Annotated in this window: 21 protein-coding genes and 7 tRNA genes; 19 read left to right on the plus strand and 9 right to left on the minus strand. The window is 66.9% G+C overall.

Going from position 1 to position 23049, the window contains the following annotated elements; genetic code table 11:
• The first annotated feature begins 17 nt into the window (after positions 1-17).
• The 8 genes from ABIC51_RS04405 (at position 18) to ABIC51_RS04440 (ending at position 1688) form a co-directional block, all read left to right on the plus strand.
• A tRNA-Ala gene (locus ABIC51_RS04405) sits at positions 18-93 on the plus strand.
• Positions 94-234: 141 nt separating this feature from the next.
• A tRNA-Glu gene (locus ABIC51_RS04410) sits at positions 235-310 on the plus strand.
• 79 nt (positions 311-389) lie between these two features.
• Positions 390-466: transfer RNA gene (locus ABIC51_RS04415), tRNA-Asp, on the plus strand.
• A 63-nt stretch (positions 467-529) separates the two neighbouring features.
• A tRNA-Glu gene (locus ABIC51_RS04420) sits at positions 530-605 on the plus strand.
• Positions 606-685: 80 nt separating this feature from the next.
• Positions 686-762, plus strand: a tRNA-Asp gene (locus ABIC51_RS04425).
• A gap of 66 nt (positions 763-828) precedes the next feature.
• Positions 829-904 (plus strand) — tRNA-Glu (locus tag ABIC51_RS04430).
• Positions 905-977: 73 nt separating this feature from the next.
• A tRNA-Asp gene (locus ABIC51_RS04435) sits at positions 978-1054 on the plus strand.
• Positions 1055-1223: 169 nt separating this feature from the next.
• Positions 1224-1688 carry a GNAT family N-acetyltransferase gene (locus tag ABIC51_RS04440; RefSeq protein WP_027787064.1) on the plus strand — a complete coding sequence of 155 codons (465 nt, stop codon included), beginning with the start codon at positions 1224-1226 and terminating at the stop codon, positions 1686-1688.
• 26 nt (positions 1689-1714) lie between these two features.
• On the opposite strand, the gene ABIC51_RS04445 is transcribed toward ABIC51_RS04440, so the two are convergent.
• Positions 1715-2590 (minus strand): AraC family transcriptional regulator, encoded by an 876-nt coding sequence (locus ABIC51_RS04445; RefSeq protein WP_059585839.1) that lies wholly within the window; start codon positions 2588-2590, stop codon positions 1715-1717.
• A gap of 268 nt (positions 2591-2858) precedes the next feature.
• On the opposite strand from ABIC51_RS04445, the gene ABIC51_RS04450 reads away from it, so the two are divergent.
• On the plus strand, positions 2859-3272 hold the full coding sequence (locus ABIC51_RS04450) for a gamma-glutamylcyclotransferase family protein (RefSeq protein ID WP_175899028.1): 414 nt from the start codon (positions 2859-2861) through the stop codon (positions 3270-3272).
• Positions 3273-3399: 127 nt separating this feature from the next.
• Here the strand turns inward: ABIC51_RS04450 and aceB are convergent, their stop codons facing one another.
• Positions 3400-4992 carry a malate synthase A gene (gene aceB / locus ABIC51_RS04455; RefSeq protein ID WP_027787067.1) on the minus strand — a complete coding sequence of 531 codons (1593 nt, stop codon included), beginning with the start codon at positions 4990-4992 and terminating at the stop codon, positions 3400-3402.
• Between the two features lie 65 nt (positions 4993-5057).
• On the minus strand, positions 5058-5819 hold the full coding sequence (locus ABIC51_RS04460) for a haloacid dehalogenase type II (protein ID WP_021159073.1): 762 nt from the start codon (positions 5817-5819) through the stop codon (positions 5058-5060).
• Positions 5820-5973: 154 nt separating this feature from the next.
• Here ABIC51_RS04460 and ABIC51_RS04465 point away from each other — a divergent pair, with 154 nt between their 5' ends.
• Complete coding sequence (locus tag ABIC51_RS04465; RefSeq protein WP_021159074.1) at positions 5974-6879, plus strand: LysR family transcriptional regulator; 906 nt, start codon at positions 5974-5976, stop codon at positions 6877-6879.
• A gap of 171 nt (positions 6880-7050) precedes the next feature.
• Entirely contained in the window at positions 7051-7485 is a 435-nt protein-coding gene (locus ABIC51_RS04470; RefSeq protein ID WP_175899031.1) for a universal stress protein, read from the plus strand.
• Positions 7486-7674: 189 nt separating this feature from the next.
• Here ABIC51_RS04470 and aceA read toward each other — a convergent pair whose 3' ends face one another.
• The 3 genes from aceA to ABIC51_RS04485 form a co-directional block, all read right to left on the minus strand.
• Complete coding sequence (gene aceA, locus ABIC51_RS04475; protein WP_027787068.1) at positions 7675-8982, minus strand: isocitrate lyase; 1308 nt, start codon at positions 8980-8982, stop codon at positions 7675-7677.
• Between the two features lie 395 nt (positions 8983-9377).
• Positions 9378-10919: a DEAD/DEAH box helicase gene (locus ABIC51_RS04480; protein ID WP_021159078.1), complete on the minus strand. Its 1542-nt coding sequence runs from the start codon at positions 10917-10919 to the stop codon at positions 9378-9380.
• A 370-nt stretch (positions 10920-11289) separates the two neighbouring features.
• On the minus strand, positions 11290-11559 hold the full coding sequence (locus ABIC51_RS04485; protein ID WP_011352486.1) for an acyl-CoA-binding protein: 270 nt from the start codon (positions 11557-11559) through the stop codon (positions 11290-11292).
• Positions 11560-11706: 147 nt separating this feature from the next.
• Between ABIC51_RS04485 and tsaB the strand changes: the two genes are divergently transcribed.
• The 4 genes from tsaB to ABIC51_RS04505 are packed head-to-tail and all read left to right on the plus strand — an operon-like array spanning position 11707 to position 14957.
• Positions 11707-12474 carry a tRNA (adenosine(37)-N6)-threonylcarbamoyltransferase complex dimerization subunit type 1 TsaB gene (gene tsaB / locus ABIC51_RS04490; RefSeq protein WP_027787070.1) on the plus strand — a complete coding sequence of 256 codons (768 nt, stop codon included), beginning with the start codon at positions 11707-11709 and terminating at the stop codon, positions 12472-12474.
• The gene (rimI, locus tag ABIC51_RS04495) at positions 12471-12971 is read left to right on the plus strand and encodes a ribosomal protein S18-alanine N-acetyltransferase (RefSeq protein WP_021159081.1); all 501 of its coding nucleotides are present in this window, start codon (positions 12471-12473) and stop codon (positions 12969-12971) included. The genes tsaB and rimI overlap by 4 nt, the downstream gene beginning before the upstream one ends.
• Positions 12958-13995: a uracil-DNA glycosylase gene (locus tag ABIC51_RS04500; protein WP_175899033.1), complete on the plus strand. Its 1038-nt coding sequence runs from the start codon at positions 12958-12960 to the stop codon at positions 13993-13995. Before rimI ends, ABIC51_RS04500 begins: the two co-directional genes overlap by 14 nt.
• On the plus strand, positions 13992-14957 hold the full coding sequence (locus ABIC51_RS04505; protein WP_027787072.1) for a DUF1853 family protein: 966 nt from the start codon (positions 13992-13994) through the stop codon (positions 14955-14957). The genes ABIC51_RS04500 and ABIC51_RS04505 overlap by 4 nt, the downstream gene beginning before the upstream one ends.
• Before the next feature lie 18 nt (positions 14958-14975).
• Here ABIC51_RS04505 and thiD read toward each other — a convergent pair whose 3' ends face one another.
• The gene (gene thiD / locus ABIC51_RS04510; RefSeq protein WP_027787073.1) at positions 14976-15785 is read right to left on the minus strand and encodes a bifunctional hydroxymethylpyrimidine kinase/phosphomethylpyrimidine kinase; all 810 of its coding nucleotides are present in this window, start codon (positions 15783-15785) and stop codon (positions 14976-14978) included.
• Positions 15786-15843: 58 nt separating this feature from the next.
• Complete coding sequence (gene lplT / locus ABIC51_RS04515) at positions 15844-17151, minus strand: lysophospholipid transporter LplT (protein WP_059687314.1); 1308 nt, start codon at positions 17149-17151, stop codon at positions 15844-15846.
• Between the two features lie 218 nt (positions 17152-17369).
• On the opposite strand from lplT, the gene alr reads away from it, so the two are divergent.
• From alr to ABIC51_RS04530, 3 genes are all read left to right on the plus strand, one after another.
• The gene (gene alr / locus ABIC51_RS04520; protein WP_021159086.1) at positions 17370-18440 is read left to right on the plus strand and encodes an alanine racemase; all 1071 of its coding nucleotides are present in this window, start codon (positions 17370-17372) and stop codon (positions 18438-18440) included.
• A gap of 11 nt (positions 18441-18451) precedes the next feature.
• A complete protein-coding gene (radA, locus tag ABIC51_RS04525) occupies positions 18452-19828 on the plus strand; it encodes a DNA repair protein RadA (RefSeq protein WP_027787075.1) in 1377 nt (458 codons plus the stop codon).
• A gap of 146 nt (positions 19829-19974) precedes the next feature.
• Entirely contained in the window at positions 19975-20241 is a 267-nt protein-coding gene (locus tag ABIC51_RS04530) for a DUF2866 domain-containing protein (RefSeq protein ID WP_021159088.1), read from the plus strand.
• A 202-nt stretch (positions 20242-20443) separates the two neighbouring features.
• Here the strand turns inward: ABIC51_RS04530 and ABIC51_RS04535 are convergent, their stop codons facing one another.
• Positions 20444-22375 carry an ATP-binding cassette domain-containing protein gene (locus tag ABIC51_RS04535; protein ID WP_042974800.1) on the minus strand — a complete coding sequence of 644 codons (1932 nt, stop codon included), beginning with the start codon at positions 22373-22375 and terminating at the stop codon, positions 20444-20446.
• Between the two features lie 136 nt (positions 22376-22511).
• On the opposite strand from ABIC51_RS04535, the gene ABIC51_RS04540 reads away from it, so the two are divergent.
• On the plus strand, positions 22512-22991 hold the full coding sequence (locus ABIC51_RS04540; protein WP_027787077.1) for a glutathione peroxidase: 480 nt from the start codon (positions 22512-22514) through the stop codon (positions 22989-22991).
• Positions 22992-23049 lie beyond the last annotated feature (58 nt).

Consider the following 23049-nt stretch of genomic DNA (forward strand, 5'->3'; position numbering starts at 1 on the left):
TCACTTCTGTTCTGCAAGGGGGTATAGCTCAGCTGGGAGAGCGCTTGCATGGCATGCAAGAGGTCAGCGGTTCGATCCCGCTTACCTCCACCATCAGAACAAGCTGGATTGATTTGCGAAGCAGCAGTGGTAGTAATAAATGCTTCACAAAATGATTCAAAGCAGTTAGAATTTCGGCCTTCGCTGTTGATTGAAAAGTGAATAGCGAAAGTCAGACAGATCTGAAAAGATTTTGTCCCCTTCGTCTAGAGGCCTAGGACATCACCCTTTCACGGTGAGTACAGGGGTTCGAATCCCCTAGGGGACGCCAGGATTCAGCGGCGTTTCGTAGGAGTGTCGCAAGGCTCGCAGGAACGTAACCGACGTCCTGCGGGTTGGGTAAGAAAGCTGGAGCGGTAGTTCAGTCGGTTAGAATACCGGCCTGTCACGCCGGGGGTCGCGGGTTCGAGTCCCGTCCGCTCCGCCAGAACGAAGCCCGTTCAAGACGTTTTTGAGCGGGCTTTTGTATTAAAGATGTAAGCAGTACGTTGTCCCCTTCGTCTAGAGGCCTAGGACATCACCCTTTCACGGTGAGTACAGGGGTTCGAATCCCCTAGGGGACGCCAGGATTCAGCGGCGTTTCGTAGAAGTGCCGCATCGCTTGCAGGAGCGTGACAAGATCCTGCGGGCGAGGGTAAGGAAAGCTGGAGCGGTAGTTCAGTTGGTTAGAATACCGGCCTGTCACGCCGGGGGTCGCGGGTTCGAGCCCCGTCCGCTCCGCCAGAACGAAGCCCGTTCAAAGAACGTTTTTTGAACGGGCTTTTGCATTAAGGATGTAAGCAGTACGTTGTCCCCTTCGTCTAGAGGCCTAGGACATCACCCTTTCACGGTGAGTACAGGGGTTCGAATCCCCTAGGGGACGCCAGATTTCGGCGTCGTTCGAACAAACGATGCGCCGGCAGGAAGCAACCGACGCCTGCCAGGCAAGCAGCAAGACTGGAGCGGTAGTTCAGTCGGTTAGAATACCGGCCTGTCACGCCGGGGGTCGCGGGTTCGAGTCCCGTCCGCTCCGCCAAAAATGAAGAAGCCCGCCTCGTGCGGGCTTTTTTATTTGCGTTTCCGGTTGCGCCCGCCGGCGGGACATAACCACCGGTCATCACGCGTCGAGCCGCTACGAGAAATCCGCGATTGCATCCGCACGCGACTGCGCTATCGTGGCGGGATGCGTTCTTGACCCCTGCGCGATGCTCGATCCGACCGACCTGCGACTCCTGTATCAGCTCCGGCCTGCAGAGGCCGGCGATTTTCCCTTTGCCGAAGCGCTGACGCACGGCAACATGGGCGGCTATTACAAGCGCCATGGGCTCGTGTGGCGCAGCGACCTGTTCTACGCGAGCTGGCGCGAATCCGAGAACTTCATCCTCGAGGCCGACGGCGAGCGCATCGGCGTGCTGCGCGTGACCGAGGAGGGCGACTCGCTGCACATCCGCGACGTACAGATCGCGGCCGGTCATCGCGGGCAGGGCGCCGGCACCTACATGCTCGACATGTCGCACCGCTGGGCGCGTGCGCGCGGGCTGCACGAACTTCAATTGCGCGTGTTCGTCGACAATCCTGCCGCGCGTCTTTATTTGCGCATGGGCTATCAGGTTGCCGGGTCGCGGCTCGCGCAACTTGGCTCGATCCGCCACATGGTGCGGCCGGTCTGACGCGCTGACGACTCCGAATGACGCGTTCAGCGGACAGCGCCGATGGCGTCGTCGTCCGGGGTTTCGTCGTCCGCGAGGCTGCCTTCCGGGCCGCGGTGTTCGTAGCCGCGCAGCATGAATGCGCGGGGGCTTTCGCCGAATGCACGCCGGAACATCGCCGAAAAGGCGCTCTGGCTCTGGTAGCCGAGCTCGCGCGCGATATGCGACAGCGGGCGCCCCTGGTTCAGCAGCGGAATGGCCCGTGCCAGCAGTGCCTGCTGACGCCACTGCGAAAAACTCACGCCCAGTTCCTGCTTGAAGAGCCGCGAAATCGTGCGCGTGCTCGCGCCGACCTCGCTTGCCCAGTGCTCGAGCGACTCCGCATGCGCCGGATGCGCGAGTACCGATTCGCACAGCATGCGCAGCCGTTTTTCGTCGGGCATCGGCACCGCGAGCGGCAGCGGTTCGGCGCGACTCAGCTCGTCGAGCACGAGCCCGCACAGCAGGCGCTCGCGCGCGGTGCTCAGGTCGCGCGCGTCGAGCGCGACGATCAGTTCGCGCAGGAGCCCCGTCACTTCGACGACGCGGCACGCGTCAAGCCCTTCCGGCACGATCGACTCGTCGATGTACAGCGTGCGCAAGAACGCCTCTTCGACGATCACGACTTCGTGCGTCACGTGCGGCGGTACCCAGATCGCACGGGACGGCGGCACCATCCATGTCGTGCCGGTCGTCGCGACGCGCAGCACGCCGCGCGATGCGTACGCGAGCTGTGCCCATGCATGCGTATGCAGCGGGATGCGGCGTCCGGCGTCGAGCTGCCGTGCGCGCACGCGCATCGGATGGACGGCGGTCGGCGCGAATTCGGGCGGAATGTCGATGACGTACAGGTTCGGTACGTCGGCTTGGGCGGGCGGATTCATGGACGATTCGGGCAACGCTGCGGCGATGCCGTTATTGTAGAAGGCGCCGCGAAAGCGCATGCGACGGTTTGTCGGGCGATCATGCCGCGCTCAAATGAACTTTGTGTGGGAGCGCCGGAGATTTCAGGGCCGCCCGGAACCAGACGCGCTTGCGGGCCCGAACCATCGGGCCGGTATCGTGGTCTATCGATGCGCGGGGGATTGCGCAAGAATTGCGCACGGATCGCGCATGAACACGGCAACACACGAATCAAAGAGGAGAACCACGATGCGTTACGTATTCGTCTACGGCACCTTGAGAAACGGGGAGGCCAACGACATCGGCCACGCAGCCGCCAGGCACGGAATTGCCGCGCCGACGCTGCTCGGCGCCGCCGCGCTGCCGGGAGAACTGTACGATTTCGGCACTTATCCGGGGATGGTTGCCGGGTCGGCCGGCAAGTCGCTGGTCTGGGGCGACGTCTACGAAGTCGACGACCGGCTCGTTCCCGTGCTCGACGAGATCGAGCGCGTCTATCCGGGTGTCGACACGCTGTTCAAGCCGGAAGACGTGACCGTCGAACTCGGCGGCCGGCAGTACGCGTGCCTTTACTATCCGGTCGCCGCGCACGCGGCCGCCGGGCGTCCGCGCATTGCGTCGGGCGACTGGGTTCAGCACCGGCGCGAGCGGGAAGCCGTCTGACCGGTCGCGCGGCAGCCGCTTCAGCCGCAAAGGAAAAAGCGCCCCGAGGGGCGCTTTCGTTTGTGCCGTCATTCGCGTGCGACCGGCGCCGACGCAGGGGCGGCCCCGATCGGGACGGGCGGCTTCGTCAGATTTCCTCGTACAGCGGCAGCGTCAGGAATTCGGTGAAGCCTTCCGACGTCGACATCTGCTCGAAGATCGCGGCGGCGCGCTCGTACGGCTGCGTGTTGCCGCCGACCGAACGCTTCACGTTGTCGAGCTCGGCCTTCGAGAATTCCCGCACGAGTTCGGCCGTGACCTTGCGGCCGTCGTCGAGCACGCCCTTCGGCGAGCGGATCCATTGCCACACCTGCGAACGGGAAATCTCGGCCGTGGCCGCATCTTCCATCAGGTTGTGGATCGGTACGCAGCCGTTGCCGTCGAGCCAGGCGCCGAGGTAATGGATGCCGACGTTGATGTTGTTGCGCAGGCCGGCTTCGGTGATCGGCGCTTCGGGCTGGAAGTCGAGCAGGTTCCTGCCTTCGACCTGCACGTCGTCGCGCTGCTTCGCGATCTGGTTCGGCTTGTCGCCGAGCACCTTGACGAACTCTTCCATCGCGATCGGCACGAGGCCCGGGTGCGCGACCCAGCCGCCGTCGTAGCCGTCGGTCGCGTCGCGCTGCTTGTCCGAACGCACGCCGCCCATGGCCTTGTCGTTCGCTTCCGGATCGTTCTTGATCGGGATCAGCGCGCTCATCCCGCCGATCGCCGGCGCGTTGCGCTTGTGGCAGGTCTTCAGCAGCAGCAGCGCGTACGCGCGCATGAACGGCACTGTCATCGTGATCTTCGAACGCTCGGCCAGGCAGAAGTCGCGGTCGTTCTTGAACTTCTTGATCGCCGAGAAGATGTAGTCCCAGCGGCCCGCGTTCAGGCCCGAGCTGTGTTCGCGCAGTTCGTACAGGATCTCGTCCATCTCGAACGCGGCGAGGATCGTCTCGATCAGCACGGTCGCGCGGATCGTGCCGCGCGGCACGCCGACGGCTTCCTGCGCCGCGACGAAGATGTCGTTCCACAGCCGTGCCTCGAGATGGCTTTCCATCTTCGGCAGGTAGAAGTACGGGCCCGAGCCACGCGCAAGCAGTTCCTTCGCGTTGTGGAACAGGAACAGCGCGAAATCGAAGATGCCGCCGGACACGCGCTGGCCGTCGACCGTCACGTGCTTCTCGTCGAGGTGCCAGCCGCGCGGACGCACGATCAGCGTCGCGACCTTGTCGTTCAACTGGTAGGACTTGCCGTTCTGCTCGAGCGAGATCGTCCGGCGCACCGCGTCCTTCAGGTTGATCTGGCCGTCGATCTGGTTCGTCCAGCTCGGTGCGTTCGAATCCTCGAAGTCCGTCATGTACGAATCGGCGCCCGAGTTCAGCGCGTTGATGATCATCTTGCGCTCGACGGGGCCCGTGATCTCGACGCGGCGGCATTGCAGGTCGGCCGGCAGCGGCGCGACCTTCCAGTCGCCTTCGCGGATCGCCTTCGTCTCGGCCAGGAAGTCGGGGCGCTCGCCCGCGTCCAGGCGTTTCGTGCGCTCGACGCGCGCCTGCAGCAGCGCCTGGCGGCGCGGTTCGAACGTGCGGTGCAGCGCCGCGACGAGTGCGAGTGCTTCGGGCGTCAGGATTGCTTCGTAACCCGGCTTGATTTCGCCGGTGATCGCCATGCCTTGCGGCAGCGTGATCGGGGTGCTCATGAGTCTCATCTCCTTGGTCGGTCAGTTGCGGTTTCGGTAAAGGGGGAAGGCGGCAGCTGCAAACGTCATGCACCCGGGCCGGGGCGCGTGCGGTTTGCGGGTCTGCCGGACGGAGCCGGGGTGGCGAGGAATGCGAGCAGGTCGGCCATGCCGGTGCCCGTACCGTCCGGCGGCGCGCCGAGTTCCTCGGCGGGCGCGCCCGTGCGGTTGAGCCAGAACGTGGTGTAGCCGAACCAGACGGCGCCGGCGACGTCCCACGCGTTCGACGACACGAACACGATGCCGCGCCGGTTCGGTCCGAACGCGGCGGTGCCGAGCGCATAGGCCGCCGGACTCGGCTTGTATGCGCGCACGGTGTCGGCCGACAGCACGCGATCGAACAGCCCGGACATGCCGGCGCTCTTGATCGCGATGTCGAGCATCTGCGGCGTGCCGTTCGACAGGATCGCGAGCGGCGGGCGCGGGTCGAGCGCGCGCAGCTTGCGCAGCGCGGGTACCGTATCGGGATAGGTGGACAGGCACGCGTATTCGTCCATCAGTCGCTTCTCGGCCGCGCTGTTCAGCGCGAGCCCGAGCCGGCGCGCGGCGAACCGCAGCGCATCGAGCGTGATGTCCCGGAACGGGCGATAGCGGGCGCCGGCCGGATCCGCGAGCGTGCGCAGCTGCGAGTATTCGATTTGCTTGCGTCGCCACAGCTGCGACAACCGTTCCCCGTGACCCGGAAACATCTGCTCCGCCGCGGCCAGCACCGCACGCACGTCGAACAACGTGCCGAATGCGTCGAAGAGGATTGCGTCGGGAGAGGAGAGTGTCGTTGTGGCCGACATAGCCTTGCGCTCCGGTTTCAGAGGTCAGGTAAATTCTATTCGTGATCGTATGCGCTAAAAAAGACGCTATTCATCACTTGATCTTTTACTTTCATATACCTAATCTTGAGCCGTTTAAGCTATTTGAAGGGCGGCGGCACCGCCCCGGCGAGTCATGGACCGGTTCAAGCAGATCGAAACGTTCGCTGCGGTCGCGGCGAAGGGCAGCCTGTCGGCGGCCGCGCATGCGGAAGGCGTCGCCCCGGCGATCATCGGCCGACGCCTCGACGCGCTCGAGGAGCGGCTCGGCGTCAAGCTGCTGGTGCGCACGACGCGCAAGCTCACGCTGACGTTCGAGGGCTCGGCGTTTCTCGAGGATTGCCAGCGGATCATCAACGACATGCAGAACGCCGAGGCGAGCGTGTCCGCCGGCGGCGTCAAGGCGAGCGGCCACCTGCGTATTTCCGCGCCGGCCGGCTTCGGCCGGCGGCACGTCGCGCCGCTCGTGCCCGAATTCAGCGTCGGGCATCCCGACGTATCCGTCACGCTCGACCTGTCCGACCGCATGGTCGACCTCGTCAACGAGGGGTTCGATTGCGCGGTGCGGCTCGGCGAGCTGCCCGACTCGTCGCTCGTGTCGCTGAAGCTCGGCGAGAACCGCCGCGTGTGCGTCGCGGCTCCCGCGTATCTCGTACGGCGCGGCACGCCCGCGACGCTCGCGGAACTGGCGCGGCACAACTGCCTCGCGCTCGCGGCAAACGCGAACCAGCAGCGCGGCTGGGCGTTCCAGGAGGACGGCAAGGTCGTGTCGATCCGCGTGAACGGCACGATGGAGTGCTCGGACGGCGCGGTGCTGCACGAGTGGTGCCTCGCCGGACATGGCCTGGCGTGGCGCTCGTGGTGGGAGGTCGGCGAGGACATCGCGGCCGGCCGGCTGGTCAGCGTGCTCGACGCATTTGCCGCCCCGCCGATCGGCATCCACGCGGTGTTCCCGCAACGCCGGCACCTGCCGCTGCGTGTGCGGCTGTTTCTCGACTACTTGAAGCACACTTACGAGCGGCCCGGATATTGGGGCGAGTAGCAGCGGGAGCCGGTCGCGTTCGCCCGCGTGTTTCCGATATGAGGGCGAACCCGCTGCCGGGGCCGGTTGGACGGTTTCGCGCACTACACTCGTAGGAGGCATGTCCGACGCGCCACGGCCGCCCCGGATGGGATCGCGGCTTGCGGCGTGTACTTGACGAAGGAGGGCGCGATGTTCCGGCACATCCTCGTTCCAACCGACGGTTCCGAACTGTCGCAGAAGGCGATCGACGGCGCGATCGACCTGGCCCGGGCGGTCGGTGCGCGCGTCACGGCGTACGCGTGCCTGCCGCAGTATCCGTACTCGCCGTTTTCCGAAGTGATCATCGAGCCGCCCGCCGATTTCCGGGCGCGCAGCGAGCGCGAGGCGCGCACGCATCTCGACGAGGTCGAATCGGCCGCGAAGGCGGCCGGCGTCGACTGCGACACCTGGACGAGCGTCCATCCGTCGCCGTATCTCGGCATCATCGAGGCGGCAGAACACGGCGGTTGCGACGTGATCTTCATGGCGTCCCACGGACGCCGCGGGCTCGGCAGCTTGCTGATCGGCAGCGAGACGCAGCGCGTGCTGACCCATACGAAAATTCCGGTGATCGTCTATCGGTAGGGCGGTGCCCTGGAAAAAGGGCGCGCCGGACGAAGCCGGCGCGCGTCGTTGCTGGCGGCATGCAGGCCGCGCGGCCGGTCGCGCGATCGGTATCGCGCGCCTGCCGTCTCCTCCCTGATTCTTGTTCGGTGGCCGATACCGCACCGTCGCGAGACGGGGCGGGCATCGGCATGACACGCCTGGCGCGTGTTACGCGACCTTCTTGCCGTCGAAGAACTGCTCGTCCTCGGTCGAGCCGTGCAGTGCGGTCGTCGACGCTTCGCGTTCGACCGTCTGCGTCACGGCGTCGAAGTAGCCGGTGCCGACTTCGCGCTGGTGCTTGACGGCCGTGAAGCCCTTGTCCGCGGCCGCGAACTCGGCCTGCTGCAGTTCGACGAAGGCGCTCATCTGCGTGCGGGCATAGCCGTGCGCGAGGTTGAACATCGAGTAGTTCAGCGCATGGAAGCCGGCCAGCGTGATGAACTGGAACTTGTAGCCCATCGCGCCGAGCTCCTTCTGGAACTTCGCGATCGTCGCGTCGTCGAGGTTCTTCTTCCAGTTGAACGACGGCGAGCAGTTGTACGACAGCAGCTTGCCCGGGAACTGCTTGTGGATCGCTTCCGCGAACTTCTTCGCGTACTCGAGATCCGGCTTGCCGGTTTCGCACCAGACCAGGTCGGCGTACGGCGCATAGGCAAGACCGCGCGAGATCGCCTGCCCGATGCCCGGCTTCGTGCGGAAGAAGCCTTCCACCGTGCGCTCGCCCGTGAGGAACGGCTTGTCGTTGTCGTCGACGTCGGACGTGATCAGGTCGGCGGCTTCCGCGTCGGTGCGGGCGACCAGCACGGTCGGCGTGCCCATCACGTCGGCCGCGAGACGCGCTGCCGACAGCTTCGCGACGGCTTCGCGGGTCGGCACGAGCACCTTGCCACCCATGTGGCCGCACTTCTTCACCGACGCGAGCTGGTCCTCGAAGTGGACGCCCGATGCGCCGGCTTCGATCATCGCCTTCATCAGCTCGAACGCGTTCAGCACGCCGCCGAAACCGGCTTCCGCGTCGGCGACGATCGGTGCGAAGAAATCGACATAACCTTCGTCGCCCGGATTCTTGCCCTCCGACCACTGGATCTGGTCGGCGCGCGTCAGCGTGTTGTTGATGCGCTTCACGACGAGCGGCACCGAGTTTGCCGGGTACAGCGACTGGTCCGGGTACATTTCGCCCGCGACGTTCGCGTCGCCGGCCACTTGCCAGCCGGACAGGTAGATGGCCTTCAGGCCGGCCTTCACCTGCTGCATCGCCTGGTTGCCGGTCAGCGCGCCGAGTGCGTTGACGAACGGCTCGTTGTTGACGAGGCTCCACAGCTTTTCCGCGCCGCGCTTGGCGAGCGTGTGCTCGATCGGAACCGAACCGCGCAGGCGGACCACGTCCTCAGCCGAATAGCTGCGCTTGATGCCTTTCCAGCGCGGATCGGTTTCCCATTGCTTTTGCAGTTCCTGTGCCTGTTGCTGACGCGACATGATGAGCTCCTTGATGCGGTGCGATGCCTGATGGGTTGAATCTGACGGTGGTGAGGCTGTTCTCGAAGCCGGGGGCGTTGTGTTCCGGTTCGTGAGGTCTTGTATAAGAGTCTAGGCAAATCGACCGAGGCGGGACAGGGGGCTTTGTGGGGCGGCAGTCAAATTTTTAGTTGTTTTGAATCAGTGACTTGAAGTTGTAATTTCGAGATAAGAAACGCCTTTTCCCATCCCGCAATCAGTCGAGTTGTGCCACGCAACATGATTTTTTACGACACAAAAAAATTTTCCGCATCGTGAAATTCGGGGCGGGGCGAAAAAAAACCGGCGCAGATGCGCCGGTTGGCTGAATGGGCAGTGCCATCCGTGGGGCGGCCGGTGTGGCCGCCCGTGCGTGCTTACGACGCGGAGTTGCTGCGACGCGGGCCGCCGCTGCGTTGGCCGTCGCGGCGCGGGCCGCCGTCACGGCTGCCGCCCGGCTTGCCGCTCCAGCCGCCGCCATTGCCGCCGCCGTAGCTGCGGCCGTTGCCGCCATGACCGCCGCCCGGCTTGCCGCCGAAACGTCGACCGCCGCCGTTACCGCCGCCCGGACGGCCGCGGCCGCCGGTGCCGCCGTTGCGCGGGGGTGCCTTGCGCGGCTCGAAACCTTCGATCACGTTGACCGGCAGCGGCGAGCGCACGAAGCGTTCGATGCGCTTGAGCGCGCCCTGTTCGGCGTGGTGCACGAGGCTCACCGCGGTGCCCGACCGGCCCGCACGGCCCGTACGGCCGATACGGTGCACGTAGTCTTCCGCGAACTTCGGCAGGTCGTAGTTGAACACGTGCGTGATGCCCGGGATGTCGATGCCGCGCGCCGCGACGTCGGTCGCGACCAGCACGCGCACACGGCGCTCGCGCAGCGCACGGATCGTGCGGTTACGCGCGCCCTGCGGCAGGTCGCCGTGCAGCGCGGCCGATTCGAAGCCTGCGTCGGCGAGACGGCCGGCGAGCTGGTCGGCGTCGATCTTCGTCGCCGTGAAGATGATCGCCTGGTCGAGCGCGTCGTCGCGCAGCAGGTGATCGAGCAGGCGATCCTTGTGATCGCGGTCGTCTACGTAGTGGACGGTCTGCGCGATGTTCGCGCGCGACTCGAGGCGCTGCTGGATCTCGATACGCTCCGGATCCTTCAGCAGGCGGCTCGTCAGCGAACCGATCTTGCCGTCGAGCGTGGCCGAGAACAGCATCGTCTGGCGCGTCGCGGGCGTCGCGGCGACGATCGTTTCGATGTCGTCGATGAAGCCCATGTCGAGCATGCGGTCGGCTTCGTCGAGCACGAGCATCTTCAGCTCGGACAGGTCGATACGGCCGCGTTCGAGGTGATCGAGCAGACGGCCCGGCGTGGCGACCAGGATTTCGGGGTTCTTCGCGAGCAGCATCAGCTGCTGGCCGTAGGCGACGCCGCCGAGGATGCTGACCGTGCGCAGACGCTTCAGGTGCTTGCCGTAGGTCGACGCGGCGGTGGTGACCTGCATCGCGAGTTCGCGGGTCGGCGTCAGCACGAGCAGGCCCGGGCGCGCGACGGGTTGCGGGCGGCGCGCACGGCGGTCGCCCTGGTTCGGTTCACGCGGCGCGCGCGGTTGCTGCGCCTGTGCCTTCTGGAGCTGCGCGAAACGTTCGATCGCGGGCAGCATGAATGCAGCGGTCTTGCCCGAACCGGTCGGGCTCGAGACCAGCAGGTCACGGCCGGCGATGCCGGCCGGAATCGCGCGCTGCTGGACCGGCGTCGGCTTCACATAGCCGGCGGCCTGCAGCGCGGAGACGATCTCCGGCGACAACCCGAGCGACGCGAAGCTCGGCTCGTCCGACGCCGGTTCGACCGCGGCCGGTGCGGCGGCGTCGTCGAGACCGAGCGCCTGGTCGGCGATCGCGTTGAGCGGGCTGGAGTTGATGCTCGAAGTCATAACAATCCTTGAAACACAGTGGGTGAAACGTCGGCGCCAATCGCGCATACCCAAGTCGTCGGATTCAGCGAGCAAATCGGGAAACGGGTGCAATCCGCCGAACCGTCGGCGGATGAGGCATTAGAAGCTGTTTTGGGTGCGGCGCGCTTCAGGAGCGGGGCCGCCAGCCTGATAAGTGACGACCGCGAAGGTCGAAGCAGGAGGGGACAGGTTCTAAACCGGATTGGAGCTTAACGCTACGAGGCGTCGGGCCGGAACGGCTTGCGAGCCGAGCGCGGAGATGACGCAGCCAGCATTATAAAGAGATTTGCTGCGCTGCGCCACTGATTTGATTGCCTATTGCGACCGGGGGCGGCCGAAGGCTATTCGGTCAGGATGCCGTGCCGTTCTTCAGCGATTCGACGAGTTCGATGTACTGCTGCTTTGCCGCATCCTGCGACGTGCCCTTCAGCGCATCCCATGCGTCGTACTTGTATTTGCCGACGATGTCGGTGAAGCCCGGCTTGTCGCCATGGGCGTCGCCGTCGGTCGCCTGCTTGAAGAGCGCGTACAGGCGCAGCAGGGTCAGGTTGCCCGGCCGTTCCGTCAGTTGCTTGACGTCGATCTGGGCCTGGTCGAATTGGGCGGTGAGTTCGCTCATCGGGTGTCTCCGTAAGGGTTTCAGGTCGGGCGATCTTAACAAGCGGACCGCCGCGCGGGGTCGAGCGATCCTTCCAAACCGCCGCCGGGCGTGCGCGTGCGCACGGATCGGGCCCGATCGCCCGTGGGAGCGGGGTGCCGCATTACAATGTCGCCCATGACGCAAACAGTGCTCCTCGCCATCGATACGTCGACCGAATACTGCTCGGTCGCGCTGCTGCGCTCGGCCCACGCCGATGACGCCGTTTCCATCCCGCAAACCTGGGTCCGCCACGAGCTGACGGGCGCCGTGTCGAGCACGCGCGTGCTGCCGGCAATCCAGGCGCTCTTCGCCGAATCGGGGCTGACGCTCGCCGATTGCGACGCGATCGCGTTCGGCGCGGGCCCCGGCTCGTTCACGGGCCTGCGCACCGCGACGGGCATTACCCAGGGGCTCGCGTTCGGGCGCGGGCTGCCGGTCGTGCCGATCGGCACGCTGCTCGCGTGCGCCGAGCACGCGCGGCTGCGCGCCCCCGGTACGACCCGCGTCCTCGCCGCGCTGGATGCGCGGATGGACGAAGCCTACTGGGCGGACTTCGCGTGGGACGAAAGCGCCGGCGACTGGCTCACGCTGCATCCGGCTTCGCTCGATGTACCGGGTGCGGTCGGCGTGCCCGACACGCCGTTCACGCTCGCGGGTAACGCGGCTGCCGCGTTCGGCGCGCAGTTGCCGGCCGCGGCGCACGCGGCCGTGATCGACGGCGACGCGATGCCGCACGCGCTGGCGGTCGCCCATGCCGCGCTGCGCGCGTTCCGCGCCGGCCGTACGGTGCCGGCCGACCAGGCCGCACCGGAGTACGTGCGCGACAAGGTGGCACAGACGACCGCCGAGCGCGTCGCGGCACGCGCCGCTCAGGCAGGCGGAGCGAAGGGATGACGGGCGTACTGCTGAGCGACCGCTACCTGGCGCCGATGACGGATGCCGATCTCGACGAGGTCGTCGCGATCGAGCATGTCGCGTACGAGTTCCCGTGGAGCCGCGGCAACTTCGAGGATTCGTTGCGCAACGGCTACCTGGGCGTGTGCCTGCGGCACGTGACGGGTTCGCTCGTCGGCTATTGCGTGCTGATGCCCGTGGTCGACGAGATGCACCTGCTGAACCTGTGCGTCGCGCCGGCCGCGCAGCGCGCGGGTGCGGGCCTTGCGCTGCTGCGCGAGGCCGTGCGCATTTCGCGCGCGGAGCGGCTCGACGGCGTGCTGCTCGAGGTGCGGCCGTCCAATCCGCGCGCGATCCATCTGTACGAGCGCTTCGGCTTCGTGACGATCGGCCGGCGCAAGAATTACTACCCGGCGAAGCATCACAGCCGGGAAGACGCGATCGTGATGCGTCTGACGCTGAACAAGGATGAGGGGGACGCGCATGGCATGGGCTGAAGCGGCGCTCGAGGAAATGGGCCTCGCGCAGATCTGGGTGCGGCGCGGGCAGGGCGCGAATGAAGGCGCGGACGCGGGTGCGGCAGTCGAAGCGCCCGCCGCGGCGCAAACGGGGGCGGAGAACGCCGCACCTGCCGTCGTTGCGACCGAGCGACCTGCGCGCACCGCGCGTACGCCGGCGCAAGACGAGGCGACGCCGGCAGTGGCGCGGAGCGTCGATGTTCCGCCGGTTCGCGAGCCTGCCGCCCCGGCGCACCGCGTCGACGACGGCGATCGCGTGCCCGCGCGCGCCGCGCCGGTCGCATCGACCGACACGATGCCGCCGATGGACGATGCGCCGCCTGCCGGAGCCGACGATTTTGCGTGGTTCGACGCGGCGCCGCCGGGCGATCCCGCGCCGGCGGCCCCATTGCGACGCGCCGAAACCCCGGTTGCGACACTCGACTGGGACGCGCTGGCTGCGCGCGTGGCCGACTGCACGCTCTGCCGGCTGTGCGAGAAGCGAACGAACACCGTGTTCGGGGTCGGCGACCGCGAAGCGGACTGGATGCTGATCGGCGAAGCGCCGGGCGAGAACGAGGACAAGCAGGGCGAGCCGTTCGTCGGCCAGGCCGGCAAGCTGCTCGACAACATGCTGCAGTCGCTGTCGCTCCAGCGCGGCGACAACGTGTACATCGCGAACGTGATCAAGTGCCGGCCGCCCGGCAACCGCAACCCGGAGCCGGACGAGGTCGCGCGCTGCGAGCCTTATCTGCAGCGTCAGGTCGCGCTCGTGAAGCCGAAGCTGATCGTCGCGCTCGGCCGTTTCGCCGCGCAGACCTTGCTGAAGACGGATGCGAGCATCGCGTCGCTGCGCGGCCGCGTGCATGCGTACGAGGGCGTGCCGGTGATCGTGACCTACCACCCGGCATACCTGTTGCGCAGCCTGCAGGACAAGTCGAAGGCATGGGCCGACCTGTGCCTCGCACGCGACACGTTCCGGCGCGCGGAAGGCGCCGACGTGAACGAGCCGGCCGGGCAATGACGACGGGCGCGGCGTGCGCATTCGTCGATACGCTGCATGACGCCGCGGTTCGCGATCTGGGCTGGTTGCTTGCCAGCCCGAGCCTCCTCACCGCGGTACCGGGAGCGCCGCTTGCGCGCCCGTGGCCGGATGCGGCCGGGCAGTCGGCCGTCCACGCGTGGCTCGCCGCGCTCGATGCGCAACCCGGGCCGCTGCATCGCGCGCTCGACGGGTTCCGGCCCACCCGGCTCGGCCGCTACGCGGAATGCCTGCTCGAGTATTTCCTGACGCATGGCCCGTCGCTGCGGCTCGTCGCGGCCAATCTCCCGCTGCGCAGCAACGGCAAGACGCTCGGCGAAGTCGATTTTCTCGTCGACGCGCCGGGCGGTCAGCGCCTGCATTGGGAACTCGCGGTGAAGTGCTATTTGTGCGCGCCGGTACGCGACGGTGCATCGCTTGCCGACTTCGTCGGCCCCAATCTCGTCGACCGGTTCGACCGCAAGCGCAGCCGGCTGCTCGATCACCAGTTGCGCCTCGGCGAACACGACGGGTTCGCGCGGCTCGGCTACGGCGCGCCGTCCGACGCGCAGATGTTCATCAAGGGCTGGTTGTTCTATCCGCACGGCGAGCCGTTGCCGCCGGTGTCCGCCGAAATCGCGCCGGATCACCCGCGCGGATTCTGGCTGACGCACGCGCAGTGGCCGGCGTGGGCGGCCGCGCAGCCCGCCGGCGCCGCATGGAGTGTGTTGCCGAGGCTGGCGTGGCTGGCGCCGCGGCGTGCCGCCGCCGATACCGGATTCGAGCCGGAACCGTTGGCGGCCGCTCTGGAACTGCCGCCCGTGTTGACGACGCGCGAGGCCCCCGCGCTGATCGGTATTCATGAACAGGGCGGTGACGGCACCTGGCGCGAACGGGCGCGCGGGTTCGTCGTGCCGGACGACTGGCCGGTGCGCGCGCAGGCGTTCGCGGCGCAGGATCACTGACGCCGCGTCAGCCGGCGCTTACCACCAGCGATGGAAGTGATGGACGGGGCCGACGCCGTGGCCGACGTCGAGGTGGCCGCTCGCGGCGATCGCGCCGGTCAGGTAGGTCTTGGCTTCGCGCACTGCGCTTTCGAGGTCGGGCTGTTGCGGAAGCAGCGCGGCGATCGCCGACGACAGCGTGCAGCCGGTGCCGTGCGTGTTGCTGACCGGTACGCGTGCACCGTCGAGCCGCACGGTGCGCGCCGCTTCGACGAGCCAGTCGGGGCTCGCGGACGCGTCCGGCAGGTGGCCGCCTTTCATCAGTACGGCACGCGCGCCCGTCTGTAGCAGGGCCCGGCCTTGCCGGACCATGTCGTCTTCCGTGGTGGCGGGCACGTCGTTCAGCAGCGCGGCCGCTTCGGGCAGGTTCGGCGTCACGACCGTCGCGAGCGGCAGCAGCGCATCGCGCAACGCGTCGACGGCGTCGGGCGCCAGCAGCGCGTGCGAGCTCTTCGAGATCATGACCGTGTCGAGTACGACGAAGCGCGGCGCATAACGCCGCAGCGCGTCGGCGACCGCGTGCACGATCGCCGCATTCGCGAGCATCCCGATCTTGACCGCATCGATGCGGATGTCGCTGAACACCGCGTCGAGCTGTGCGGCCACGAACGCCGCGTCCGGCGCATGCACGCCCGTTACGCCGCGGGTGTTCTGGGCGGTCAACGCGGTGATCGCGCTGGCGCCGTAGGCGCCCAGCGCGGAGAACGTCTTCAGGTCGGCCTGGATGCCTGCGCCGCCGCCCGAATCGGAGCCGGCGATCGTCAGGATGTTGGGTATCGGGTGCGTCATCGGGGCAATGCGCCGGTTCGGAGACCGGCGCCGGCGGACGGAAACGGGAAGTGTAGCGTCAGTGCCGCGATTCGCCGATCAGCGCGACCGAGTCGAACTGGCGCTGGTTCGCCTGGTGGCGGCGCATCACGAGCCACATCGTCAGGCAGACGAACGTACCGAACAGGACGATCACGACGCCGACCGGCACGTCGAGCCACACGAGCACCGCATACAGGCACAGCATCACGAGCACCGACAGGTTCTCGTTGAAGTTCTGCACCGCGATCGAGTGGCCGGCCGACAGGAGCACGTGGCCGCGATGCTGCAGCAGCGCGTTCATCGGAACCACGAAGTAACCGGACAGCGCGCCGACGCACATCAGGAAGATGTACGCGATGATCAGGTACACAGGCATGCGCAGGTGGCCGAAGTGCACGGCCCAGTGCGGCGGGAACAGGTCGCGCGTGTAGAACGCCATCAGCATCACCGCGATGCCCATGACGATGCCGACGGGCAGCACGGTCAGCGACTTCTTCAACGGGATCCGGGCCGCGGCGGCGATTGCGCCGGCCGCGACGCCGACCGCGACCACGGCCTGGAGGATCGCGCCTTCGGACAGCGACATGCCGAGCGAGACTTCAGCCCACTTCAGCACGATGAACTGCAGCGTCGCACCCGCACCCCAGAACAGCGTCGTGACCGCCAGCGAGATCTGGCCGAGCTTGTCGCGCCACAGCACCATGAAGCAGTCGGCGAAATCGGTGAGGAGCTTGACCGGGCCGCGTTCCTGCTTCGGGTAGCGGGCGCCGGTATCGGGAATGCGCAGGTTGAACAGCGCGGCGACCACGTAGATCGCCATGATGATCGCCATCGCCGCTTCGGCGGGCGTGCCGATCCAGGCGGGGGTATGCGCGATCACGTGCGACGCGATGTGCGGGCTGATCAGCGCACCGCCGAGCACGGTGCCGAGGATGATCGAGCTGACGGTCGTGCCTTCGATCCAGCCGTTGGCGGCGACCAGCCGGTCGGCCGGTAGCAGCTCGGTGAGAATGCCGTATTTCGCGGGCGAGTAGGCTGCCGCGCCGAAGCCGACGATTCCGTACGCGATCAACGGGTGGGCGCCGAGCAGCATGATCATGCAGCCGACCACCTTGATCGAGTTGGTGATGAACATCACGCGGCCCTTCGGTCGCGAATCCGCGAACGCACCGACATACGCCGCCAGCACCACATAGGACAACACGAAGAACAGCTTCAACAGCGGTGTCATCCAGTTGGGGGCGTGAAGGTCTTTCAGCAGAGCGATGGCGGCGATGAGGAGCGCATTGTCGGCCAGCGACGAGAAAAACTGCGCGGCCATGATGGTGTAAAAACCTTTTTTCATCTGATGCGATGCTTTCGTCGCTGCGGCAGGGCCGCGTAGGCCGCCTGGTATGCGATCGGCTTATTCCGTTCGAAATGGGTTGTGCGCACGGCTTTATAACATGAAAATACGCCAGTTCGGACTAGCAAGATTCCCCGATCGTTCCGCAAGTTGTCGGCTTCAGTGCTCAAAAGGCGCGGTAAGCTGATGATTCGCAAGCGTCTTTACGTAAATTTCCCATGCCGCGCCCGATCTCCGCCACCATCCACACCGCCGCTCTCGCGAACAATCTCTCCGTCGTCCGCCGCTTTGCCGGCCCGTCCAAGGTCTGGGCGGTCGTCAAGGCGAACGCGTACGGGCACGGTCTCGCCCGCGCGTTTCCGGGCCTGCGCGGCACCGACGGCTTCGGCCTGCTCGACCTCGACGAGGCAGTCAAGCTGCGCGAGCTCGGCTGGGCCGGCCCGATCCTGCTGCTGGAGGGGTTCTTCCGCTCGACCGACATCGACGTGATCGACCGCTACAGCCTGACGACGACCGTCCACAACGACGAGCAGATGCGGATGCTGGAAACGGCGCGGCTGTCGAAACCCGTCAACGTGCAGCTGAAGATGAACAGCGGGATGAACCGGCTCGGCTACCTGCCGGAGAAATACCGCGCCGCGTGGGAGCGCGCCCGCGCGTGCCCCGGCATCGGCCAGATCACGTTGATGACCCATTTTTCGGATGCGGACAACGAGCGCGGCGTCGCCGAGCAGCTCGCGACGTTCGAGCGCGGCGCGGAAAACATCGCCGGCGCGCGCAGTCTCGCGAACTCGGCCGCCGTGCTGTGGCATCCGGACACGCATTTCGACTGGGTGCGCCCGGGGATCGTGCTGTACGGCGCGTCGCCGTCGGGGCTGTCGTCCGACATCGCCGACACGGGGCTGAAGCCGGCGATGACGCTCGCGTCCGAACTGATCGCGGTGCAGACGATCGCGAAGGGCCAGGCGATCGGCTACGGCTCGACGTTTTCCGCGCAGGCGCCGATGCGGATCGGCGTGGTCGCATGCGGTTATGCGGACGGTTATCCGCGGGTCGCGCCCGAAGGCACGCCCGTGATCGTCGACGGCATCCGCACGCGGATCGTCGGTCGCGTGTCGATGGACATGATTACCGTCGACCTGACCCCGTGCCCGCAAGCCGGCGTCGGCGCGCGTGTCGAGCTGTGGGGCAATGCATTGCCGATCGACGACGTCGCCCGCCATTGCGGCACGATCGGTTACGAGCTGATGTGTGCAGTCGCCGGCCGTGTGCCCGTGCGCGCGGAATAAGGGCATCGCGCGTGGCCAAACAGAAAACTGTATACGTCTGCAGCGAGTGCGGTGGACAGACCCCGAAGTGGCAAGGGCAATGCCCGTCATGCCAGGCCTGGAATACGCTCGTCGAATCGGTTCCTGAAACGCCGTCGGCCCATCGTTTCCAGTCGCTCGCGAAGCGTGCGCCCGTGCAGCGTCTCGTCGACATCGAAGCAGCCGACGTGCCGCGCTTCTCCACCGGCATCGGCGAATTCGACCGCGTGCTCGGCGGCGGGCTCGTGCCGGGCGGCGTCGTACTGATCGGCGGCGATCCGGGTATCGGCAAATCGACGCTGCTGCTGCAGTCGCTCGCGGACATCGCGAGCGAGCGGCGCGCGCTCTATATCAGCGGCGAGGAATCGGCCGCGCAGATCGCGTTGCGCGCGCAACGGCTTGCGCTGCTTGACGGCGGTGCGCCGGCAGACGAACTGAAGCTGCTCGCCGAGATCCAGCTCGAGAAGATCCAGGCCGCGATCGACACGGAACGGCCGGATGTGGCCGTGATCGACTCGATCCAGACCGTCTATTCGGAAGCGCTCACGTCGGCCCCCGGCTCCGTCGCGCAGGTGCGCGAATGCGCGGCGCAGCTCACGCGCATCGCGAAGCAGTCGGGCACCGCGATCATCATGGTCGGGCACGTGACGAAGGAAGGCAATCTGGCCGGCCCGCGCGTGCTCGAGCACATCGTCGACACGGTCCTGTACTTCGAAGGCGACACGCACTCGTCGTTCCGGCTCGTGCGCGCGTTCAAGAACCGCTTCGGCGCGGTCAACGAACTCGGTGTGTTCGCGATGACGGAGCGCGGGCTGCGCGGCGTCGCGAATCCGTCCGCACTGTTCCTGTCGCAGCACGAGCAGGTCGTGCCCGGCTCGTGCGTGCTCGTTACACAGGAGGGCACGCGCCCGCTGCTCGTCGAAGTCCAGGCGCTCGTCGACACCGCGCACGTGCCGAACCCGCGCCGGCTCGCGGTCGGCCTCGAACAGAACCGGCTCGCGATGCTGCTCGCGGTGCTGCACCGTCATGCGGGCATCGCGTGCTTCGACCAGGACGTGTTCCTCAATGCGGTGGGCGGCGTGAAGATCACAGAGCCGGCCGCCGACCTCGCGGTGCTGCTCGCGATCCATTCGTCGATGCGCAACAAGGCGCTGCCGAAGGGGCTGATCGTGTTCGGCGAAGTGGGGCTGGCGGGCGAGATCCGGCCGTCGCCGCGCGGGCAGGAGCGGCTGCGCGAGGCCGCGAAGCTCGGTTTCACGTCCGCGTTGATCCCGAAGGCGAACGCGCCGAAGCAGCCGATCGAAGGGCTGAACGTGATGGCCGTCGATCGGCTCGAGCAGGCGATCGACCGCGTGCGCGATCTCGAGTGACCGGCTGCACGGGCACGCGGGCCGGGCCTGCCGGCGATCTGGCGCGTAATTCGTTGTAAAGAATATGTAGGCTTCTGTAACCCGCCGGACATCGCTTTTCCCTATCCTTTGCCGGATTGTCGAACCGCGCAATGCGAAGGGAACCTATGTTGAAATCCTATGGGGAAGCGCCGGGCGGACGCCTTTACAACCTGCGCGGCTGCCGCGTGTCGGAGCCGATTCGGCAACCCTGGGGCGGTGGATGCCGGATCGTCGAATGGATCGACGAAGAGGGGCGTCTCGCGCGCAAGGTCGTGTCCGAGGACGTGACGGAAGCGGAAGTCGCTGCCGCGATCCGGCGGCCGACCGAAGGGCGCCGGTACCTGATGGGCGACGACGAGCAGATGCCGCGCGATACGCTGCCGCGCCGCTGAGCCGGCAGCCTGGCGGATGGCCGGCGAACCGGGTGACGACGGTAGTGAATGAACAGGCCGGGACCGTGCGCCCGGCCTTGTCGCATCCGGGCCCGAAGAAGGACGGATGGGCCTGTCGAGGTGTCGCGATATCAAGGTGCTGCGGTGCCGAGGCAGCCGGCACGCCGGGCTGGCGTACCGGCCGGTTGTACCGCGACAGCGGTCAGCCGATCTGCTCGAGCTCTTCCTGCGCGGCAAGCCAGTCGGCCTCGACCGTCTCGAGACGCGTGTTGACGTCCCCGAGCTTGCGGATCGCATCGGTCAGCTCCGTCTTGCGCTCGGCTTCGTAGCTCGCCGGATCGGCGACGAATGCGTCGAGGCGTGCCTTCTCCGCGTGCAGCGTCTCCATTTCCTTTTCGAGCTTCGTGATACGCGTTTGCAGCGGCTTCTTCAGCACCGACAGGCGCTGGCGTTCCTCGGCGGCCTGACGCTTCTGGTCCTTGCGGTTGGCCGCGGCACCCGCGCCCGACGAAGCCGCGCTGTCCGCCTTCGCGGCGGCGCGTTGCTCGGCCGCGTGCTGCAGCAGCCAGTCGCGGTAGTCGTCGAGGTCGCCGTCGAACGGCTGCAGCCGGTGCTTCGCGACCAGCATGAACTGGTCGGTCGTCGCGCGCAGCAGGTGGCGGTCGTGCGAGACGAGGATCAGCGTGCCCTCGAACTGCGCGAGCGCCATCGTCAGCGCATGGCGCGTTTCGAGGTCGAGGTGGTTGGTCGGTTCGTCGAGCAGCAGCAGGTTCGGTTTCTGCCAGATGATCAGCGCGAGCGCGAGGCGTGCCTTTTCGCCGCCCGAAAACGGCCCGACGGGGCTGGTGGCCATGTCGCCCGAGAAGTTGAAGCCGCCGAGGAAGTCGCGCAGTTCCTGCTCGCGCGTGTCGGGCGCGAGCCGCGCCAGATGCGCCAGCGGCGAATCGTCCTCACGCAGCGTTTCGAGCTGGTGCTGCGCGAAATAGCCGATCGTCAGCCCCTTGCCGTCGCGGACGTGCCCCGACAGCGGCGCGAGCGTGCCGGCCAGCGTCTTGATCAGCGTCGACTTGCCCTGGCCGTTCGCGCCGAGCAGGCCGATGCGCTGGCCGTTCTGGATCGACAGCGCGACGCGCTCGACGATCGGGATCTCCGCTCCGCCGTCGGCGTGGTAGCCGCAGCGGACGTCTTCCATCACCATCATCGGGTTCGGCGCGGCATCGGGTGTGCGGAATTCGAACGTGAACGGCGACGCGATGTGTGCGGGCGCGATCAGCTCCATCTTCTCGAGCGCCTTCATCCGGCTCTGCGCCTGCTTGGCCTTGGTCGCCTTGGCCTTGAAGCGGTCGACGAAGCTCTGCAGGTGCTCGATCGTCTTCTGCTGCTTTTCGTAGGCGCTTTGCTGCAGCGCCAGTTGCTGCGCGCGCAGCACTTCGAACTGCGAGTAGTTGCCGCCGTAGCGCTTCACCTGGCGGTTTTCCAGGTGCAGCGTGACATTGCAGATCGAATCGAGGAATTCGCGGTCGTGCGAGATCACGACGAGCGTGCCGGGGTAGCGGTGCAGCCAGTCTTCGAGCCAGACGATCGCGTCGAGGTCGAGGTGGTTCGTCGGTTCGTCGAGCAGCAGCAGGTCGGAGCGACACATCAGCGCCTGCGCGAGATTCAGGCGCATGCGCCAGCCGCCGGAGAAGCTGGCGACGGATTCGCGCGTCTGCGCGAGCGTGAAGCCGAGACCGAGCAGCAGCGCCTCGGCACGGGCCGGCGCGGTGTAGCCGTCGGCGTCGGCGAACGCCGCGTGCGCGTCGGCTTCGGCGGCGCCGTCATGCGCGGCGGACGCGGCGGCGATGCGCGCCTCGATCTCGCGCAGCGCGGCGTCGCCGTCGAGCGTGTAGTCGAGCGCCGAGCGGTCGACGGCGGGCGTTTCCTGCGACACGTGGGCGATCCGCCACGACGGCGGCATCGAGAAATCGCCGCCGTCGGAGTGCAGCTCGCCGCGCAGGACCGAGAACAGCGTCGACTTGCCGGCGCCGTTCGCGCCGATCAGGCCGGCTTTCTCGCCGGGATTGAGTACGAAGGAGGTCGACTCGAACAGCGGCTTGGTGCCGCGCGCAAGGCTGAACTGATTGAAACGGATCACGGCGGAAATGACTGGCCAAAACCGCTATTCTAGACTGCGCGCCGCCTGCGCCGGGCATTGGCCGTTCGGCGGATGCCGCAATGGCGCAATTTCGCCTAGACTCCACGTCGATCCGGTTTCGTAAAAGGAGTGCCCGATGTCCACCCTGTATTCGTTCAGCGCAGAGACGCTTGCCGGCGCGCCGGCCTCGCTCGACGCGTATCGCGGCAAGGTGCTGCTGATCGTCAACACCGCGAGCGAGTGTGGTTTCACGCCGCAGTACGCGGGCCTGCAGAAGCTGTACGACCAGTACGCGGCGCGCGGCTTCTATGTGCTCGGCTTTCCGTGCAACCAGTTCGGCAAGCAGGAGCCCGGCGACGCCGCGCAGATCGGCGCGTTCTGCGAGCGCAATTACGGCGTCACGTTCCCGATGTTCGCGAAGATCGACGTGAAGGGCGACCATGCGCATCCGCTGTACCGCTACCTGACCGATGAGGCGCCCGGCATTCTCGGCCTCAAGGCGATCAAGTGGAATTTCACGAAATTCCTGATCGATCGCGAAGGGCGCATCGTCAAGCGCTATGCGCCGTCCACCAAGCCGGACGAAATCGCCGCGGATATCGACAAGCTGCTGTGACGGCTGCCGGCGGCGTTCGCGGCGCCGGTGCGGGTCGCCCGCCCGCCGCCGCGGTCCC

Source organism: Burkholderia sp. 572 (assembly GCF_040545135.1).
Classification (GTDB): domain Bacteria; phylum Pseudomonadota; class Gammaproteobacteria; order Burkholderiales; family Burkholderiaceae; genus Burkholderia; species Burkholderia cepacia.

What these genes read in the sequence shown, in the direction of transcription:
- ABIC51_RS04440 (WP_027787064.1), top strand. Translation starts at nt 1,224, where the DNA reads ATGCTCGATCCGACCGACCTGCGACTCCTGTATCAGCTCCGGCCTGCA.
- ABIC51_RS04445 (WP_059585839.1), bottom strand. Translation starts at nt 2,590, where the DNA reads ATGAATCCGCCCGCCCAAGCCGACGTACCGAACCTGTACGTCATCGAC.
- ABIC51_RS04450 (WP_175899028.1), top strand. Translation starts at nt 2,859, where the DNA reads ATGCGTTACGTATTCGTCTACGGCACCTTGAGAAACGGGGAGGCCAAC.
- aceB (WP_027787067.1), bottom strand. Translation starts at nt 4,992, where the DNA reads ATGAGCACCCCGATCACGCTGCCGCAAGGCATGGCGATCACCGGCGAA.
- ABIC51_RS04460 (WP_021159073.1), bottom strand. Translation starts at nt 5,819, where the DNA reads ATGTCGGCCACAACGACACTCTCCTCTCCCGACGCAATCCTCTTCGAC.
- ABIC51_RS04465 (WP_021159074.1), top strand. Translation starts at nt 5,974, where the DNA reads ATGGACCGGTTCAAGCAGATCGAAACGTTCGCTGCGGTCGCGGCGAAG.
- ABIC51_RS04470 (WP_175899031.1), top strand. Translation starts at nt 7,051, where the DNA reads ATGTTCCGGCACATCCTCGTTCCAACCGACGGTTCCGAACTGTCGCAG.
- aceA (WP_027787068.1), bottom strand. Translation starts at nt 8,982, where the DNA reads ATGTCGCGTCAGCAACAGGCACAGGAACTGCAAAAGCAATGGGAAACC.
- ABIC51_RS04480 (WP_021159078.1), bottom strand. Translation starts at nt 10,919, where the DNA reads ATGACTTCGAGCATCAACTCCAGCCCGCTCAACGCGATCGCCGACCAG.
- ABIC51_RS04485 (WP_011352486.1), bottom strand. Translation starts at nt 11,559, where the DNA reads ATGAGCGAACTCACCGCCCAATTCGACCAGGCCCAGATCGACGTCAAG.
- tsaB (WP_027787070.1), top strand. Translation starts at nt 11,707, where the DNA reads ATGTCGCCCATGACGCAAACAGTGCTCCTCGCCATCGATACGTCGACC.
- rimI (WP_021159081.1), top strand. Translation starts at nt 12,471, where the DNA reads ATGACGGGCGTACTGCTGAGCGACCGCTACCTGGCGCCGATGACGGAT.
- ABIC51_RS04500 (WP_175899033.1), top strand. Translation starts at nt 12,958, where the DNA reads ATGGCATGGGCTGAAGCGGCGCTCGAGGAAATGGGCCTCGCGCAGATC.
- ABIC51_RS04505 (WP_027787072.1), top strand. Translation starts at nt 13,992, where the DNA reads ATGACGACGGGCGCGGCGTGCGCATTCGTCGATACGCTGCATGACGCC.
- thiD (WP_027787073.1), bottom strand. Translation starts at nt 15,785, where the DNA reads ATGACGCACCCGATACCCAACATCCTGACGATCGCCGGCTCCGATTCG.
- lplT (WP_059687314.1), bottom strand. Translation starts at nt 17,151, where the DNA reads ATGAAAAAAGGTTTTTACACCATCATGGCCGCGCAGTTTTTCTCGTCG.
- alr (WP_021159086.1), top strand. Translation starts at nt 17,370, where the DNA reads ATGCCGCGCCCGATCTCCGCCACCATCCACACCGCCGCTCTCGCGAAC.
- ABIC51_RS04530 (WP_021159088.1), top strand. Translation starts at nt 19,975, where the DNA reads ATGTTGAAATCCTATGGGGAAGCGCCGGGCGGACGCCTTTACAACCTG.
- ABIC51_RS04540 (WP_027787077.1), top strand. Translation starts at nt 22,512, where the DNA reads ATGTCCACCCTGTATTCGTTCAGCGCAGAGACGCTTGCCGGCGCGCCG.